This window comes from Rhizobium oryzicola, from assembly GCF_030504645.1.
GTDB lineage: Bacteria > Pseudomonadota > Alphaproteobacteria > Rhizobiales > Rhizobiaceae > Neorhizobium > Neorhizobium oryzicola.
The window spans coordinates 117185-133940 of record NZ_JAUKWQ010000014.1 but is presented as its reverse complement, the minus strand read 5'-3'; the positions used below and the strand labels follow the sequence as shown (position 1 = coordinate 133940).

The following is a 16756-nucleotide window of genomic DNA, read 5'->3' as shown; positions in this document are numbered from 1 at the left end:
AGGGATAATCTGGCGCGCTTCAATCGACGCTCAAAGCGTTTCTCCAAAACTCATGACATGCTGGAGATAACGCTCACACTGTTCTTTAACAGGCACCTCATCGGGAGTCCTCAGTAAACACTGCCCCTTGATGGGGAGGTCGCAGCGAAGCTGCGGGTGGGGTGATGAAATTATTTGGATACCATGGACCACCCACCCGATGGGTCTACCATCCATTTTGCGTCGGGCTGCATTCACGTCACAGCCTGAGGGAACCGGCAATGTCACCCCACCCGGCGCATTTTGCGCCGACCTCCCCATCAAGGGGAGCTGGGAGCAGGCGGTACCGCCTCTGCAAATTCAGGACCGTCGAGGTTGATGTGGCAAAGCTCATTCCGCTTTGACTGAGGCCTCACTTCCCTTTAAAATCAGCGACGCGTTTTTCCACGAAGGCCTTCATGCCTTCCTTCTGGTCGGCGGTGGCAAACAGGGAATGGAACAGGCGGCGCTCGAAGAGCAGGCCTTCGCGCAGGCTGGTTTCCAAAGCGCGGTCCACGGCTTCGCGGGCGGCGGTCGTCGCGATCTTGCTGTAGCCGGCAATGGTTTGTGCGGCCTTCAGCACCTCATCCATCAACTGGTCGGCAGGGATGACGCGGGCCACGAGACCGCAGCGTTCGGCTTCCACCGCATCCATCATGCGGCCCGTCAGCACCATGTCCATCGCCTTGGATTTGCCCACCAGCCGGGTCAGCCGCTGCGAACCGCCCATGCCGGGAATGACGCCGAGCTTGATTTCCGGCTGGCCGAACATGGCGTTGTCGGCGGCAAAGATCATGTCGCACATCATTGCCAATTCGCAGCCGCCGCCCAGCGCATAACCGGACACGGCGGCAATCTTGGGCGTGCGAAAGGCCGCGAAGCGATCCCAGGCGGCAAAGAAATCCTCCGAATACATCTCGGAGAATGACTTTTCCGCCATCTCCTTGATGTCGGCACCGGCGGCGAAGGCCTTGTCCGAGCCGCGCAGCACGAAGCAGCCGACATCGGGGTCGCGGTCGAGCGGCGCAAGCTCGCTCGTAACCGCATTCATGATGTCGGAATTCAACGCATTGCGGGCTGCCGGGCGGTTGAGCGTGACGATGACGACCCGCTCTTTGCGTTCAACGATGATCGGATTTTCCACGTCAGGATTCCTCGGGTTACACTGATCGGAGAGATTGAAACTGGGATAGATCAGGCGGTGGTATGAGGGAAGAGTGTTGTGTTGGAGGGGCGGAAAAAGGCATCGACATCCGCCTGCGAGACCTCCGCAAGGGTGGCGGGGTTCCACTTCGGGTTCCGGTCCTTGTCGACAACGGCGGCGCGTACGCCCTCATAGAAATCCAGGTTGCGCAGCACCTGCGTCGTGCCGATAAATTCCCGCTTCAGACAGGCCTCCAGCGACGGAGAGTTTCGTCCCAGCCGCAGCAATCTCAGCGTCACCTTGAGGCTGAGTGGCGATTTCTTGGACAGCGTGGCCAGCGTCCTTTCTGCGAACTCTCCCGCCTCGCGTTGAAGCGCGGCAAAAATCTCTTCCACCGTCTCGAAAGCGAAGCAGCGAGCAATAACATCCCGCTCTTGGTCCAGCAGGGACGGCGGCGGGGCTTCGGAGAAACGGTCGATCACCGCCGTTACCTCGGCAGCACCGGCGGAAGCAGGGAGGTGGGAAAGTGCCTCGATCACATCAGGAATGGCGGTGGAGGCAATGACATGATCGGCCAGGCCGAGTGTCAGCACGTCGCCGGCGTTCAGGATCTCGCCGGTCAGGGCCGCATAGGTACCGAGTTCGTCTTCCTGACGCGAGAGGAACCACGAGCCTCCGACATCCGGGAAGAAGCCGATGCCGGTTTCCGGCATGGCGAAACGGGTGCGTTCGGTGACGATGCGGTGGCTGCCGTGCACGGAAACGCCAGCGCCGCCACCCATGACGATCCCGTCCATCAGGGCGATATAGGGCTTGGTGAGATGCGTCAGGCGCGCATTCATGCGGTATTCGTCGCGCCAGAAGGCAAGCGCTCCTTCCGGATCGCTCCGGCCGATGTCGTAGATCAGCCTTATATCCCCGCCCGCACAAAGCCCGCGTTCGCCTTCGCCGGTCACGAGGCAGGCGGAAAGGGTCTCATCGGCCTCCAGCCCGTCGAGCGCGCGGTTGATGTCCGCGACCATCACAGGCGTCAGGCTGTTCAGCGCCTTCGGCCGGTTAAGGCGGATGCGCAAGAGCGAACCTTCAACCTCCACGATGGTCTGCTGTTCCGGGGCGGGGGTTGAGATGGCGTCAGATGTGGATGGCATGTCCAAGGGCTTTCAAGGCTGCTTCCTGCAAGGCTTCGCCGCGCGTCGGATGCGCGTGAATAGTGTGGGCAATGTCTTCCAGCCGCGCGCCCATTTCAAGCGCCAGCGTGAAGGTGCTGGAAAGTTCCGAGACACCGAAGCCGACCGCCTGCAGGCCGAGAACAAGATGGTTGTCGGCGCGCGCCACCACGCGCACGAAGCCTTCCTCATCGCCTTGCGTCATGGCGCGGCCATTGGCGGTGAAGGGAAAGTGGGCAGTTCTGATATCGATGCCCTGACGCCGCGCCTCATCCGGCAAAAGCCCGACAGCAACGATTTCCGGATCGGTAAAGCAGGCAGCAGGGATGGCGCGCTTATCCCAGCGTCTCTTCTGGCCGGCCACCAGTTCCGCCACCATCTCGCCTTGCGCCATAGCGCGATGCGCCAGCATCGGCTCGCCCGTCACGTCCCCGATGGCGAAGATACCGCGCATCGAGGTGCGGCACTGGTCGTCGATGGTGAGGAAAGGGCCGGAGCGATCGAGATCCAGCTCCTCGATGCCCCAGCCGGAAATGCGGGGCCTTCGACCCACCGCCACCAGAATGCGGTCTGCGGCGAGAACTTTTTCGGCACCCATGGCGGTCTCGATAGCAATGCCATCACCGGAAAGCCCGTTGGCCTTGGTGTCGGTCAGGACAGTAACGCCCAGCGCTTCCAGCCGCTTCAGAACCGGTTTCACCAGATCCGCATCGAATTGCGGCAGCACCTGCGACACGGCCTCGACCACGGTTACTTGAGATCCGAGTTTCGCATAGGCCGTGCCAAGCTCCAGCCCGATATAGCCGCCGCCGACCACCACCAGCTGCTGCGGCGGTTCCGTCAGCGACAGGGCTTCGGTGGAGGAGATCACCTTGCCGCCGAAGGGCAGGTGCGGCAGGGCTGCCGGTTCGGAGCCGGTGGCGATCAACACATTCTCCGCCTTGATCACCTGCAATCCGGTTTCCGTTTCCACCTCCACCGTCTTGCCATCACGAAAGCGGGCAGAGCCCTGCACGATCTTCACCTTGGCCTTGCGCATGAGGCCGGTCACGCCGCTGTTCAGCCGCCCGACAATGCCGTCCTTCCAGCGCATGGTCTCTATGAGATCCAGACGCGGCGCATCGAGCCCGATGCCGAGCGGGCTTCCGCCCGCCGCGAACTGGCAGACCTTATGAAACTCCTCGGCCGCGTGGATCAGCGCCTTGGAGGGGATGCAGCCGATATTGAGGCAGGTGCCGCCCGGTTTGGCAGCCTCGACCACGACGGTGTCGATGCCGAGCTGCCCGGCGCGGATGGCGCAGACATAGCCGCCCGGACCCGCACCAATGATCAGCAATTTGCAAGCTATCTCTTTCATGCGTCAGCCTTCGATAAAGATCAGTGCGGGTTTTTCCAGAAGCGTCTTCACCCGCTGCACGAAGATGGCGGCGTCCCAGCCGTCTATGATGCGGTGATCGAAACTGGAGGAGAGGTTCATCATCTTTCGCGGAATGAACTGGCTGCCATCCCAGACGGGGCGCGTGACGATCTTGTTGACGCCGACGATCGCCACTTCCGGGTGGTTGATGATCGGCGTGCTGACGATGCCGCCGAGCGCGCCGAGCGAGCTGATGGTGATGGTGGAGCCGGAAAGCTCCTCCCGCGCCGCTGTGCCGTTGCGTGCCGCATCCGCAAGCCGCTGAACTTCCGTCGCGCAATTCCAGATGCTGCGGGCTTCGGCGTGTTTGACGACAGGCACCGTCAGTCCGTTCGGCGTCTGCGTGGCAATGCCGATATGCACCGCGCTGTAACGTGTGATGATGCCGGCATCGTCATCGAAGGTGGCGTTGACGGCCGGTTGTTCGCCGACCGTCTTGATCAGCGCCCGCATCAGGAAGGGCAGGATGGTCAGCTTCGGCTGGTCCGGCTTTCGCCCGGCGTTCATGGTGGCGCGCAGATCCTCCAGATCGGTCACATCGACCTCTTCCACATAGGTGATGTGGGGGATGCGGGAGGCGGCAAGCCGCATGCGTTCTGCTATGCGGCGGCGAAGGCCGGTCAGCTTCATCTCTTCCGTCGCCGTCTTTCGGGAAGGAACGGCGGGCGTAGTTTTCGCCTCGCTGCCGCGCGCGATGAACTGGTCGAGATCGTCATGGGTGATGCGCCCCGCCGGGCCGGTGGCCGCCACCTGGCGAAGATCGATCCCGGCATCCTGCGCGCGGCGGCGCACGGCGGGCGAAGCGAGCGGTCGCACCGGTGTTTCCGTCACAACCGGCTTACGCGGCTTGCTCTCCGAGGGGGCAGCAGGGGGTGGCTCCGGAGTTGGAGCTGGCGCAGCTTCTGCAGCTGGCGGTGCCTCAGGGTGCGACGCAGGTTCGATTCCCACCTCTTCCGTGGAACTCGCAGTATCCAGAGCAATCACCAGCAGCGGCGCCTTCACCGCCACCGTATCACCCACTTCGGCGCCCAGCCATTTGACGGTACCGGTCACGGGGGAGGGGATCTCGACGGTCGCCTTGTCGGTCATCACGGCGGCGACGATCATGTCCTCCCGCACGGGGTCACCCGGCTTCACATGCCATTCCACCACTTCGGCCTCGGCCACGCCTTCGCCGACATCGGGCATCTTGATGGTAAACTCGCTCACCGGTCAGCCCTCCATCACATCCTGCAAGGCCCGGCCCACGCGGGCAGGGCCGGGAAAATAATCCCATTCCTGCGCGTGTGGGTAAGGCGTGTCCCAGCCCGTCACCCGCAGCACCGGGGATTCCAGGCTGTAGAAGCAATGTTCCTGGATGAGTGCCGCCACTTCCGCACCATAGCCGGAGGTCAGCGTCGCCTCATGCACCACGACGCAGCGCCCCGTCTTGCGCACCGATTGGGCGATGGTGTCGAGGTCCAGCGGCAAGAGGCTGCGCAGGTCGATCACCTCTGCATCGATGCCGGTTTCCTCCACGGCCGCCAGTGCCACATGCACCATCGTGCCATAGGCAATGACGGTCACGGCTTCGCCGGGTCGGCGGATCTCCGCTTTGCCGATCGGAATGGTGAAGTGACCGTCCGGCACATCGCCCAGCTCATGCTTCGACCAGGGCGTGACGGGGCGCTCATGATGGCCATCGAACGGCCCGTTATAGAGCCGCTTCGGCTCCAGGAAGATGACCGGGTCCGGGTCCTCGATGGCGGAGATCAGCAGGCCCTTGGCATCATAGGGGTTGGAGGGCACCACCACCTTCAGCCCGCAGACATGGGTAAACAGCGCTTCCGGGCTCTGGCTATGGGTCTGACCGCCAAAAATGCCGCCGCCGGTCGGCATGCGGATCACCATAGGGCAGGTGAAATCGCCTGCCGAGCGATAGCGGATGCGCGCCGCCTCCTGGGTGATCTGGTCATAGGCCGGGTACATGTAATCGGCGAACTGGATTTCGACGCAAGGCTTCAGCCCATAAGCGGCCATGCCGATGGCAGCGCCCACAATGCCGGATTCGCTGATGGGTGTGTCGAAGCAGCGCGTCTTGCCATACTTCGCCTGAAGCCCCTGCGTGCAGCGGAAGACGCCGCCGAAATAGCCGACATCCTCGCCGAACACGACCACGGTCTCGTCACGCTCCATGGAGACATCCATGGCGCTGCGCACCGCTTCGATCATCGTCATTCTTGCCATGTCAGTACCCCGCCTTCTGCCGCTGGCGGCGCACATGCGGCGGCATGTCCGCATAGACGCCCTCGAAGATATCGCGCACGGAAGGCTTGCCGCCCGAATGCAACGTGCCGTGGCTTTCCGCCTCGCGCTGGGCTTCCAGCACCTCGTCCAGAATTTCGGCTTCCGCCTGCACATGCCGCTCTTCCGACCAGACGCCGCGGAGGATCAGATGTTTCTTGAGCCGCAGAACCGGGTCGCCCAGCGGCCAGGCTTCCGATTCCGTCTTGGGCCGATACGCGCTCGGATCATCGGATGTGGAATGCGCCCCGACGCGGTAGGTGACGTATTCGATCAGCGTCGGACCCAGATTGCGCCGTGCCCGTTCCGCCGCCCACTTCGCCACGGCATGCACGGCGAGGTAATCATTGCCGTCGACTCGCAGCGAGGGAATGCCGAAACCGAGGCCGCGTGCGGCAAAGGTGCCGGCGCCGCCGCGGGCAATGCCCTGAAAGGTGGAAATCGCCCATTGGTTGTTGACGATGTTGAGAATGACGGGCGCCTTGTAAGTGGAAGCGAACACGAGCGCCGAATGGAAATCCGATTCCGCCGTCGAGCCATCGCCGATCCAGGCGGCGGCAATGCGGCTGTCATTGCGGATGGCGGATGCCATGGCCCAGCCGACCGCCTGCACATATTGGGTGGAGAGATTGCCGGATATGGTGAAGAAGCCATGCTCCCTGGAGGAATACATGACCGGCAGCTGACGGCCATGCAGGGGGTCTGCCTCGTTGGAGAAGATCTGGTTCATCATCTCCACCATCGGGTAGCCGTCGGCGATCAGAAGCCCGGCCTGCCGGTAGGTGGGAAAGTTCATGTCGCCCTTTTCCAGCGCCTTGCGAAAGGCGCAGCTGACGGCCTCCTCACCCAGATGCTGCATGTAGAAAGAGGTCTTGCCCTGCCGCTGCGCCATCAGCATGCGGGCATCGAAGGCGCGCAGCTTCAGCATGTTGCGCAGGCCTTCCAGCAGTTCGGCATCGGTGAGAAGCCCCGCCCAGGGTCCGACCGCTTCGCCGTCCCGGTTCAGGACCCGAATGATCGAAAAGGCGAGATCACGGATGTCCTCCGGCGAGACATCCACGGCGGGGCGCGGCACCGATCCGGCGTTGGGGATCTTCACATTGGAAAAATCCGGCTGTCCGCCGGGCCGCACCGCAGGCTCCGGCACATGCAGGCTGAGGCGAGGCGGGCTGAGATCGGGACCATCGGTCATTGCGGTCTGTTTCCTCCACTGTCGAACCCTTGCGGCGTCTCTCCTCCCGCCGGTTGGGTCCGCGTCATTCTATCAAAGATTGCGGGCAATCACGATGCGCTGCACGTCGCTGGTCCCCTCATAGATCTGGCAGATACGCACATCGCGGTAGATACGCTCCACCGGATAATCGGCCATATAGCCATAGCCGCCATGGATCTGGATGGCATCGGAACAGACCTTTTCCGCCATTTCCGAGGCAAAGAGCTTGGCCATGGAGGCTTCCGTCAGGCAGGGCTGACCTTCCTCCTTCAGCTGTGCGGCATGCAGCACCAGCTGCCGCGCCGCCTCAATGCGGGTTGCCATATCCGCCAGCCGGAAGGCGACCGCCTGATGCTCGATGATCGGTACGCCGAAGGCTGTGCGTTCGCGGGCATAAGCCGTGGCTGCCTCGAAGGCGCCCCGCGCCATGCCGACCGCCTGAGATGCGATGCCGATGCGCCCACCTTCCAGATTGGAAAGCGCGATCTTATAGCCCTCGCCCTCCGCGCCGAGCCTCAGGTTCGCAGGGATTCGCATGTCGCTGAAGGCGATCTGGCAGGTGTCGGACGAATGGAGACCCATCTTGCGCTCCACATGCACCACTTCGTAGCCCGGCGTGTCGGTGGGCACGATAAAGGCGGTAATGCCCTTCTTGCCGAGATCGGGATCGGTGACGGCAAAGACGATGATGACATTGCCGTTCTTGCCAGACGTGATGAACTGCTTGGCACCGTTCAGCACGTAATGATCGCCATCGCGGCGGGCGCGGGTCTTCAGGTTGGAGGCATCAGACCCGGCATGCGGTTCGGTCAGGGCGAAGCCGGCGATCCACTCACCACTGCCGAGCTTCGGCAGGAAGCGCTCCTTCTGCTCCTCGGTGCCGTATTTCAGGATGGGCACGCAGCCGACCGAACTGTGCACGCTCATGATGGTGGAGCAGGGGCCATCGCCTGCGGCAATCTCCTCCAGCGCAACGGCATAGGCGACGGTGCCGGTTTCCGATCCGCCATAGGCTTCCGGCACCAGCATGCCGAGAAAGCCGAGCTCGCCCATTTCCCGCAATTCCTCGCGGGGAAACCGGCTTTGCTGATCCCGTTCGGCTGCCCCAGGCGCCAGCCGCTCGCGGGCAAAATCGCGCGCCATGTCGCGGATCTGCATCTCAGAATCGGAGAGTATCATGATGCCAAGCCTCCTCCTGCCGTCATCATCAGATCAGTTCCACCGCAAGGGCGGTCGCTTCGCCGCCGCCGATGCAGAGCGCCGCCATGCCGCGCTTGCCCGCATGCCGCTTCAGCGCGGAAAGCAGCGTCACCAGCACGCGGGCACCGGAGGCGCCGATGGGGTGGCCCAACGCGCAGGCGCCGCCATGCACATTGACCTTGTCCTGCGGCAGGTCGAGATCGCGCATGGCGGCCATCGCTACCACGGCAAAGGCCTCGTTGATCTCGAACAGATCGACATCCTGAAACTGCCATCCTGTCCGCTCGCTGAGTTTCCGCAGCGCGCCAATCGGTGCTGTTGCAAAGAGATGCGGCTCCTGCGCATGCGTGGCATGGCCGGTGATCGCAGCGAGCGGCGCAAGGTGCCGTTTCTCGGCTTCGGATCGCCGCATCAGCACCAGCGCCGCGGCGCCATCGGAGATGGAGGAGGAATTGGCGGCCGTTACCGTGCCGCCGTCGCGGAAAGCCGGTTTCAGGCTGGGGATCTTCTCCGGCCGCGCCTTGCCCGGCTGCTCATCCACTGTGACCACGTTTTCGCTGCGCCCGCTCTTGACGGTGACGGGGGTGATCTCATCGGCAAAGGCGCCGTCCGCGATCGCCTTTTGGGCGCGGCTCAACGAAGAAAGCGCATAGGCATCCTGCGCCTCACGCGTGAATTGATAGGCTTCCGCGCAATCCTCGGCAAACGTGCCCATCAGCCGACCCTTGTCATAGGCGTCTTCCAGTCCATCCAGAAACATGTGGTCCAGCACCCGGCCGTGGCCGAGGCGATAGCCGGAGCGGGCGCGATCCAGCAGGTAGGGTGCGTTCGACATGCTCTCCATGCCGCCCGCCACGACGACGCTGCCATTGCCGGCCAGCAGTGCATCATGCGCCAGCATGACAGCCTTCATGCCGGAACCGCACATCTTGTTGAGGGTGGTGGCACCGGCGGAAAAGGGCAGGCCCGCCCCAATTGCGGCCTGTCGCGCAGGGGCCTGACCCTGACCGGCGGAAAGCACGCAGCCCATCAGAACCTCGTCGACCACCTCGGCGGCAAGCTCGGCCCGCGTGAGAGCGGCGCGGATCGCGGCAGCGCCCAGTTCAGAGCAGTTTGCGTCCTTCAACTCGCCCTGAAAACCGCCTATGGGCGTGCGGGTGGCAGAGACGATAACGACCGGATCTTCCATGATCTTCCTCCCGTTTCCCTAGCGCGCGGCCATGCGCAGCGCGCCGTCCAGACGGATGACCTCGCCGTTCAGCATGCTGTTTTCGCAGATATGGCGCACCAGCCCGGCATATTCCGCTGGTCGCCCCATGCGGGGTGGAAAAGGCACCGCCTTGCCGAGCGCTTCCTGCACCTCCTGCGGCATGGCGCCCATCATCGGCGTCTCAAAAATGCCGGGCGCGATGCAGGCGACGCGGATGCCATGGCGCGCCAGTTCCCGCGCCGCCGGCAGTGTCATGGCCACGACGCCACCCTTGGAGGCGGCATAGGCGACCTGACCGATCTGCCCGTCAAAGGCGGCAATGGAGGCGGTGTTGATGATGACGCCGCGCTCGCCCTCTGCATCCGGCTCGCTCTTTGCGATCTGCGCTGCCGCCAGCCGCATCATGTTGAAGCTGCCGACGAGATTGATGGAAATGGCACGGCTGAAACTTTCCAGCCGGTGCGGGGCTTCGCGGCCCACCAGCTTTTCGCTGGGCGCAATGCCGGCGCAATTCACCAGCCCGTGCAGTTGGCCGAAGCGCGCGACTGCTGCCGCTGCGGCGCCCTCGCCATCGGCCTCGAGGGTCACGTCGGCTCGGATATGGATTCGGTCGGTGGTATCGGCGGCGGGATCTGCAGCGAGATCGGCGATGACAACTTTGCCACCTTCGCCGATCAGCATATCTGCGACAGCAGCGCCGAGCCCCGAGGCGCCGCCGGTGACGATGAACACCTTGCCCCGGATCAGCATGTAGCGCGCTCCCACACCGACACGGAAATCCTTGCCCTGGCCATGCTTCCTCCTCCCAAGAGTTCGATGGCTGAATTGCATGGAAGCTTAGGCCAAGACCCTATTGCATTCGATGACAGAACTGTCTCAAATTTTCGGACAATTTTGCCATGAGGCTGCTCGCATGAACGCTCAGGATATTGGCCGGCGCATGATCTCGCCCTCCTTCGTGGAGGAGGCGCTGGATTGCCTGCGGCGGGTGGGCAAGCCGGTCGAACCGGTGCTGGCCTCGGTCGGCCTGCCGCCGGTGGTACGCGAGCCGGTGTCGGCGGATGTCTACGGTGCGCTTTGGCTTGCCGTGGCAGAAGCCGTGGATGACGAATATTTCGGCATGGGGGCGCGGCCCATGCGCAGCGGCAGTTTCACGCTGCTCTGCCACTGCATCCTGCATGCGAAGACGCTGGATCAGGCACTGCGGCGCGCGCTGCGGTTTCTGGATGTGGTGCTGGAAGATCCGTCCGGGGAACTTCAGGTGCGGGATGGCATTGCCCGCATCGTGCTGAGCGATGCCGGTGAACCTCGCAGCGCCTTTGCCTATCGCACCTACTGGATTCTGCTGCATGGGGTTCTGTGTTGGCTGGCGGGGCGGCGCATTCCGATCCGGCTGGTGGATTTCCGCTGTGCGGAGCCGGACCAGGGGGCCGATTACCGGCATTTCTTCGGCGCGCCCGTTCGTTTCGGCCAGCCGAACAGCATGCTCGGTTTCGACGCCGCGCTTCTGAAACTGCCGATCTCACGCAGCGAGGCAGACCTCAAACGCTTCCTGCGCGGCGCGCCCGCCAATATTCTCGTGCGCTATCGCTATGATGCCGGCCTGACGGCGAGGGTGCGGGACAGACTGCGGCAGGCGCCACCGACGGTCTGGGCAAGCTTTGAGGCGCTGGCGGACGAGATGCGCATTCCGGCCTCCACGCTCCGTCACCGGCTGAAGGCGGAGGGGCAGAATTACGCGGCGATCAAGGACGAGATCCGTCGCGAGCTGTCGCTCGAACTGCTGCAACAGGCGGGACTGTCGGTCGGGGAGATCGCGGAACGGCTCGGCTATTCGGAACCGAGCGCCTTTCACCGCGCCTTCCGCAAATGGTACGCCACCAGCCCCGCCGCCTACCGGGAGGCGCTGGTCAAACCATGATGTCCTTACCCGCGCAGCATCTCGATAATGGCGGAAAAATCTCGTGCCCCGTGACCCTGCTTTTCGAATAGGGCGTAGAGCTGGGCCGCTTCCGCGCCGAGCGGCGTCGCGGCACCGCTGGCCAGCGCCGCTTCCTGCGAAAGCTTCAGATCCTTCAGCATCAGTGCCGCGGCAAAGCCCGGTGCATAATCGCGGTTGGCGGGTGAGTTCGGCACTGGTCCCGGCACCGGGCAATAGGAGGTGAGCGACCAGCACTGGCCGGAGGCGGTGGAGGCGACATCGAACAGCGCCTGATGCGATAGGCCGAGCTTTTCCGCCAGCGCGAAAGCCTCGCAGACACCGATCATGGAAATACCAAGGATCATGTTGTTGCAGATCTTCGCCGCCTGTCCGGCACCCGCCTCGCCGCAATGGACGATACGGCGGCCCATGGCTTCGAGGAAGGGCAGAGCGCGATCGAAGGCCTCCTTGCTGCCGCCAGCCATGAAGGTCAGTGTCGCCGCAGCAGCGCCGAGAGTGCCGCCGGACACCGGCGCATCGATGCTGGAAAAGCCATGCTCTTCGGCCATCTGGTGCGCCTTGCGGGCGCTCTCGACATCAATGGTGGAGCAATCTAGCAGCAGTGCGCCTGCCGGTACCATTTCCACCAGATTGCTCCAGACGGAAAGCACATGCTTGCCCGCCGGCAGCATGGTGATGACGACCTCGGCTGCGCCGATGGCGTCGGCAAGGCTCTGCGCTGTCGCAAGCCCGGCAGCTCCCGCCGCCTCCACCGCGGCTTCGGAAAGATCGAAGCCTGTGACCTCATGTCCTGCCTTGGCGAGGTTGCCTGCCATCGGCAAACCCATATTGCCGAGCCCGATGAATGCGATTGTAGCCATGTGCGCCTCCTCCTGCCTGCGTTTCAGCGATTATCCGCCAAAATCATTTCCGCCGCCTTTTCAGCGATCATAATAGTGGGTGAATTGGTGTTTCCGGATGTGATGACCGGCATGATCGAGGCATCCGCGATGCGAAGCCGCCGTGCGGCCCGCAGTCTCAGCCGCGTATCGACCACACTGCCTTCGTCCGTGCCCATGCGGCAGGTGCCGACGGGATGGAAAATCGTGGTGCCGATATCGCCTGCTGCCTGGCGCAGATCCTCATCCGTCTCGAAGCGGCTGCCGGGCTTGTATTCCTCCGGGTTGAAACGGGCGAAGGAAGGTTGCGCGGCAATGTTGCGGGCGGTGCGGATGGATTTGACCGCCACGTCGCGATCGCTCTCGGTCGTCAGGTATCTCGGCGCAATCGCCGGCTGCTGGGCAAAATCCGGCGAACGCAGATGCACCGAGCCGCGACTATCGGGTCTCAGATTGCACACACTCGCGGTGATCGCCGGAAAGCGGTGGACGGGATCCCCGAACTTGTCGAGAGAAACGGGCTGCACATGGAACTCCAGATCCGGCGTTTCCTTTTCCGGGCCGGAGCGGGTGAAGATACCAAGCTGGCTCGGCGCCATGGCCATCGGGCCAGAACGGCGCAGCAGATATTCGAGCCCGATCGCCGCCTTGCCCAACAGCGCGGAGGCCTTCTCGTTCAACGTCGGCACGCCGGTGACCTTGAACACGACACGCAGCTGCAAATGGTCCTGCAGGTTTTCACCGACGGCTGGAACATGATGGCGAACCTCGATGCCCGCCTGTTGCAGCACGTCACCACGCCCGATACCCGAAAGTTCGAGCAGATGCGGCGAGCCGATCGCGCCGGCGCTCAACACCGTCTCCCGGCGGGCGGCGAAGGATTTGGAGATGCCATCGTGATGCACCACGACGCCCTTCACCTCGTCACCCTCCACGATCAGCCGCTCCGCATGCGCCTTGGTCAGCACTGTCAGGTTGCCGCGTGCCATGGCCGGGCGCAGGAAGGCCTTGGATGTGTTCCAGCGAATGCCGGAGCGCTGGTTCACGTCGAAATAACCGCTGCCCTCATTGGTGCCGCGGTTGAAATCCTCCGTCTCGGGAATGCCCGCTTCCTTCGCCGCCTGGCGGAAAGCGTCCAGCACATCCCAGCGCACCCGTGCGCGCTCCACCCGCCACTCCCCGCCGCTGCCATGCAGATCGTCGGCGCCCTTGTAGAAGTCTTCCGACTTGCGGAAGATCGGCAGCACGTCGTCCCAGCCCCAGCCGTCGCAGCCCAGCTGCCGCCACTGGTCGTAATCGCGGGCCTGGCCGCGCATATAGATCATGCCGTTGATCGAGGAGCAGCCACCCAGCACCTTGCCGCGAGGGTAGTTCAGCGCCCGCCCGTTCAGCCCCTCTTCCTTCTCTGTCGAAAAGCACCAGTCCGTGCGCGGGTTGTTGATGCAGTAGAGATAACCGACCGGGATGTGGATCCAGTGGTAATTGTCATTGCCGCCCGCTTCCAGCAGCAGAACACGGTGGTTCGGGTCGGCCGCCAGCCGGTTCGCCAGCACGCATCCGGCCGAGCCCGCGCCGATGACGATATAATCATATGTCTCCATACTATCCTCGCATGCCCACAGTCGCGCGAAACCATCGCCCGCAGATCGGGCTGCCCTCTATCGTTTTGAATATGACGTCGGCTCAGCCGGATGACCGGTCGGCGAGCCCCAGTTTCTGCGCCAGCCGCGTCGCGTTGATCTCGCCCACGATGCCGCGACGGAAGACCAATACGCAGACCATGAAGACGATGCCGGTGATGATCGTGACCGGGAAGCCGGTCGTCGCGAGATAATTGCCGAGGCCGACCACCAGCGCCGAGCCGAAGATGGGGCCGAAGATCGTGCCGATGCCGCCCAGCAGCGTCATCAGGATCACCTCGCCGGACATCTGCCAGGCGACATCCGTCAGCGTCGCGAACTGGAAGACCAGCGCCTTGACCGCGCCCGCGAGACCGGCAAGCGCAGCGGAGAAGACGAAGGCGCCGAGCTTGTAACGCGCCACCGAATAGCCGAGCGAGATGGCGCGGGGTTCGTTTTCGCGGATGGAACGCAGGATCATGCCAAAGGGCGAATGCACGAACCGCCAGATGAGGAACAGACCGCCGACGAAGATCGCCGTCACCGTGTAATACATGCTGAGCGAGTCGTTGAGATCGAGCAGGCCGAAGAAATGGCCACGCGGCACGGACTGGATGCCATCCTCGCCATGGGTAAATTTTGCCTGCAGGCAGAAGAAGAAGAACATCTGCGACAGCGCCAGCGTGATCATGGCAAAATAGATACCCTGCCGGCGGATGGCGAAATAGCCCATGATCAGGCCCAGCAGGGCGGCACCCGCCACACCAACGAGAATGCCGAGTTCCGGCGAAAGGCCCCATTCTTTCACCGCATGCGCGGTGAAATAGGCTGCACCGCCGAAGAAGGTGGCGTGGCCGAAGGAGAGCAGGCCCGTATAGCCCAGCAGCACGTTGAAGGCACAGGCAAACAGCGCGAAGCACAACAGCTTCATCAGGAAGATCGGGTAGACGAAGAAGGGTGCGCCGATGAGGAAGGCGAGTGCAATCACAAGAACGGCAATGCGTGCGCCGGAAACAGGAACGGCTGGTTCAGCACGCAGCGTCGTGCGGATCGTGGGGTTCGCGTCAGTCATTCAAGCCTCCCTTCCGAACAAGCCAGCAGGGCGCAGCAGAAGCACGAAGGCCATGATGACGAAGATCACGATGCTGGAGGCTTCCGGGTAGAACACTTTCGTCAGCCCCTCAGCGATGCCAAGCAGATAGCCGGTGACGATGGCGCCCATGATGGAGCCCATGCCGCCCACGACAACCACGGCAAACACGATGATGATGATATTGGAGCCCATCAGCGGCGAGACCTGATAGACCGGTGCGGCCAGCACGCCCGCAAAGGCGGCGAGCGCCACGCCCAGCCCATAGGTCAGCGTCAGCAGCACGGGCACGTTGACGCCGAACACCTGCACAAGCGTCGCGTTTTCAGTGGCGGCGCGCAGGTACGCGCCGAGCTTGGTCTTCTCGATCAGGAACCATGTGCCGATGCAGACGATCAGGGAAGCCACGACCACCCAGCCGCGGTAATTGGGCATGAACATGAAGCCGAGATTGGTGCCGCCGGCGAGTGCCGCCGGTGCCGCATAGGGTTGGCCGGAGGAGCCGTAGAAGTAACGGAACGTGCCTTCCAGCGTCAGCGCCAGCCCGAAGGTGAAGAGCAGGCCGTAGAGCGGATCGAGGCCATAGAGACGGCGCAGGAACAGCCGTTCGATCACGACGCCGAGAATGCCGACAAGGATCGGCGCCAGGATCAGCGCGCCCCAGTAACCGATGCCGGTGAAGGTTAGCAGCAGATAGGCGGAGAACGCCCCCAGCATATATTGCGCGCCGTGCGCGAAATTGATGATGCGCAGCATGCCGAAGATGATGGCAAGCCCGAGCGACAGCAGCGCATAGAACGAGCCGTTGATCAACCCGATCAGCAACTGGCCGAGGAGCGCGGGAAGCGGAATTCCGAAGATCATCGTCATCGCTTACACTCCCAGCACGTGATGCAGCGTATCCATACGATCAGGCAGTTCGCCGACCGGAAACTCCGAGACGACCTGTCCGTGATCCATCAGGTAGAAGCGGTCCGCCACACGGCTGGCGAAACGGAAGTTCTGTTCGACCAGAAGAACCGTCAGGCCGCGCTCCTTGAGTTTCTTCAACACCTCGCCGATGCGCTGCACGATGACCGGGGCAAGTCCCTCGGTCGGCTCGTCCAGCAGAAGCATGCGAACGCCGGTGCGCAGAATGCGGGCGATTGCCAGCATCTGCTGCTCGCCACCGGAAAGGCGGGTTCCCGGGCTGTGGCGGCGTTCATGGAGATTGGGGAAGAGTTCGAAAATGTCTTCGACCGACATGCCGTTCTTGCCGACGACCGGCGGTAGCATCAGGTTTTCCAGCACGTTGAGCGAGGAGAAGATGCCGCGCTCTTCCGGCACGTAACCGATGCCGTGATGGGCAGTGCGATGCAGCGGAACGGATAGCATGTCCTTGCCGTCGAAACGGATCTGCCCTTTTCGGCTGCGGATGATGCCGGTGATCGTCCGCAGCGTCGTAGTTTTGCCGACGCCATTACGGCCGAGAATGGTGACGGTTTCGCCGTCATGGATCGTCATGTCCAGCCCGTGCAGCACATGGCTTTCGCCATACCAGGCATTCAGGCCCTTGATGTCGAGAAGTGCCGCCATC

At 63.2% G+C, this 16756-nt stretch carries 15 protein-coding genes; 1 reads left to right on the top strand and 14 read right to left on the bottom strand.

Annotated elements, in window-relative coordinates:
* Positions 1-391: 391 nt before the first annotated feature.
* The 9 genes from Q2T52_RS25085 to Q2T52_RS25045 form a co-directional block, all read right to left on the bottom strand.
* A complete protein-coding gene (locus Q2T52_RS25085; protein WP_302079664.1) occupies positions 392-1162 on the bottom strand; it encodes an enoyl-CoA hydratase in 771 nt (256 codons plus the stop codon).
* Between the two features lie 50 nt (positions 1163-1212).
* Positions 1213-2310 carry an enoyl-CoA hydratase/isomerase family protein gene (locus tag Q2T52_RS25080; RefSeq protein ID WP_302079663.1) on the bottom strand — a complete coding sequence of 366 codons (1098 nt, stop codon included), beginning with the start codon at positions 2308-2310 and terminating at the stop codon, positions 1213-1215.
* Positions 2294-3685: a dihydrolipoyl dehydrogenase gene (gene lpdA, locus Q2T52_RS25075; RefSeq protein WP_302079662.1), complete on the bottom strand. Its 1392-nt coding sequence runs from the start codon at positions 3683-3685 to the stop codon at positions 2294-2296. Before lpdA ends, Q2T52_RS25080 begins: the two co-directional genes overlap by 17 nt.
* Before the next feature lie 3 nt (positions 3686-3688).
* Complete coding sequence (locus Q2T52_RS25070; protein WP_302079661.1) at positions 3689-4954, bottom strand: dihydrolipoamide acetyltransferase family protein; 1266 nt, start codon at positions 4952-4954, stop codon at positions 3689-3691.
* A gap of 3 nt (positions 4955-4957) precedes the next feature.
* Positions 4958-5971 carry an alpha-ketoacid dehydrogenase subunit beta gene (locus Q2T52_RS25065; protein ID WP_302079660.1) on the bottom strand — a complete coding sequence of 338 codons (1014 nt, stop codon included), beginning with the start codon at positions 5969-5971 and terminating at the stop codon, positions 4958-4960.
* Position 5972: 1 nt separating this feature from the next.
* On the bottom strand, positions 5973-7220 hold the full coding sequence (locus Q2T52_RS25060) for a 3-methyl-2-oxobutanoate dehydrogenase (2-methylpropanoyl-transferring) subunit alpha (protein ID WP_302079659.1): 1248 nt from the start codon (positions 7218-7220) through the stop codon (positions 5973-5975).
* 72 nt (positions 7221-7292) lie between these two features.
* Entirely contained in the window at positions 7293-8420 is a 1128-nt protein-coding gene (locus tag Q2T52_RS25055; RefSeq protein WP_302079658.1) for an acyl-CoA dehydrogenase family protein, read from the bottom strand.
* Between the two features lie 28 nt (positions 8421-8448).
* Positions 8449-9630, bottom strand: coding sequence for an acetyl-CoA C-acyltransferase (locus Q2T52_RS25050; protein WP_302079657.1), 1182 nt, complete (start codon positions 9628-9630; stop codon positions 8449-8451).
* A gap of 18 nt (positions 9631-9648) precedes the next feature.
* Complete coding sequence (locus tag Q2T52_RS25045) at positions 9649-10401, bottom strand: SDR family NAD(P)-dependent oxidoreductase (RefSeq protein WP_302079656.1); 753 nt, start codon at positions 10399-10401, stop codon at positions 9649-9651.
* Between the two features lie 112 nt (positions 10402-10513).
* Between Q2T52_RS25045 and Q2T52_RS25040 the strand changes: the two genes are divergently transcribed.
* Entirely contained in the window at positions 10514-11572 is a 1059-nt protein-coding gene (locus tag Q2T52_RS25040; protein WP_302079655.1) for an AraC family transcriptional regulator, read from the top strand.
* 5 nt (positions 11573-11577) lie between these two features.
* Here the strand turns inward: Q2T52_RS25040 and mmsB are convergent, their stop codons facing one another.
* The 5 genes from mmsB to Q2T52_RS25015 form a co-directional block, all read right to left on the bottom strand.
* Positions 11578-12453, bottom strand: coding sequence for a 3-hydroxyisobutyrate dehydrogenase (gene mmsB / locus Q2T52_RS25035; RefSeq protein WP_302079654.1), 876 nt, complete (start codon positions 12451-12453; stop codon positions 11578-11580).
* A gap of 23 nt (positions 12454-12476) precedes the next feature.
* Complete coding sequence (locus Q2T52_RS25030; protein ID WP_302079653.1) at positions 12477-14072, bottom strand: GMC family oxidoreductase; 1596 nt, start codon at positions 14070-14072, stop codon at positions 12477-12479.
* 82 nt (positions 14073-14154) lie between these two features.
* Positions 14155-15162: a branched-chain amino acid ABC transporter permease gene (locus Q2T52_RS25025; protein WP_302079652.1), complete on the bottom strand. Its 1008-nt coding sequence runs from the start codon at positions 15160-15162 to the stop codon at positions 14155-14157.
* On the bottom strand, positions 15163-16050 hold the full coding sequence (locus tag Q2T52_RS25020; protein WP_302079651.1) for a branched-chain amino acid ABC transporter permease: 888 nt from the start codon (positions 16048-16050) through the stop codon (positions 15163-15165).
* A 3-nt stretch (positions 16051-16053) separates the two neighbouring features.
* Positions 16054-16755 carry an ABC transporter ATP-binding protein gene (locus Q2T52_RS25015; protein WP_302079650.1) on the bottom strand — a complete coding sequence of 234 codons (702 nt, stop codon included), beginning with the start codon at positions 16753-16755 and terminating at the stop codon, positions 16054-16056.
* Position 16756 lies beyond the last annotated feature (1 nt).

Coding starts and splice junctions, on each gene's coding strand:
- Q2T52_RS25065 (WP_302079660.1), bottom strand. CDS start 5,971: ATGGCAAGAATGACGATGATCGAAGCGGTGCGCAGCGCCATGGATGTC.
- Q2T52_RS25015 (WP_302079650.1), bottom strand. CDS start 16,755: ATGGCGGCACTTCTCGACATCAAGGGCCTGAATGCCTGGTATGGCGAA.
- Q2T52_RS25045 (WP_302079656.1), bottom strand. CDS start 10,401: ATGCTGATCCGGGGCAAGGTGTTCATCGTCACCGGCGGCGCCTCGGGG.
- Q2T52_RS25050 (WP_302079657.1), bottom strand. CDS start 9,630: ATGGAAGATCCGGTCGTTATCGTCTCTGCCACCCGCACGCCCATAGGC.
- Q2T52_RS25030 (WP_302079653.1), bottom strand. CDS start 14,072: ATGGAGACATATGATTATATCGTCATCGGCGCGGGCTCGGCCGGATGC.
- Q2T52_RS25040 (WP_302079655.1), top strand. CDS start 10,514: ATGACAGAACTGTCTCAAATTTTCGGACAATTTTGCCATGAGGCTGCT.
- Q2T52_RS25080 (WP_302079663.1), bottom strand. CDS start 2,310: ATGCCATCCACATCTGACGCCATCTCAACCCCCGCCCCGGAACAGCAG.
- lpdA (WP_302079662.1), bottom strand. CDS start 3,685: ATGAAAGAGATAGCTTGCAAATTGCTGATCATTGGTGCGGGTCCGGGC.
- Q2T52_RS25025 (WP_302079652.1), bottom strand. CDS start 15,162: ATGACTGACGCGAACCCCACGATCCGCACGACGCTGCGTGCTGAACCA.
- Q2T52_RS25020 (WP_302079651.1), bottom strand. CDS start 16,050: ATGACGATGATCTTCGGAATTCCGCTTCCCGCGCTCCTCGGCCAGTTG.
- Q2T52_RS25055 (WP_302079658.1), bottom strand. CDS start 8,420: ATGATACTCTCCGATTCTGAGATGCAGATCCGCGACATGGCGCGCGAT.
- Q2T52_RS25060 (WP_302079659.1), bottom strand. CDS start 7,220: ATGACCGATGGTCCCGATCTCAGCCCGCCTCGCCTCAGCCTGCATGTG.
- mmsB (WP_302079654.1), bottom strand. CDS start 12,453: ATGGCTACAATCGCATTCATCGGGCTCGGCAATATGGGTTTGCCGATG.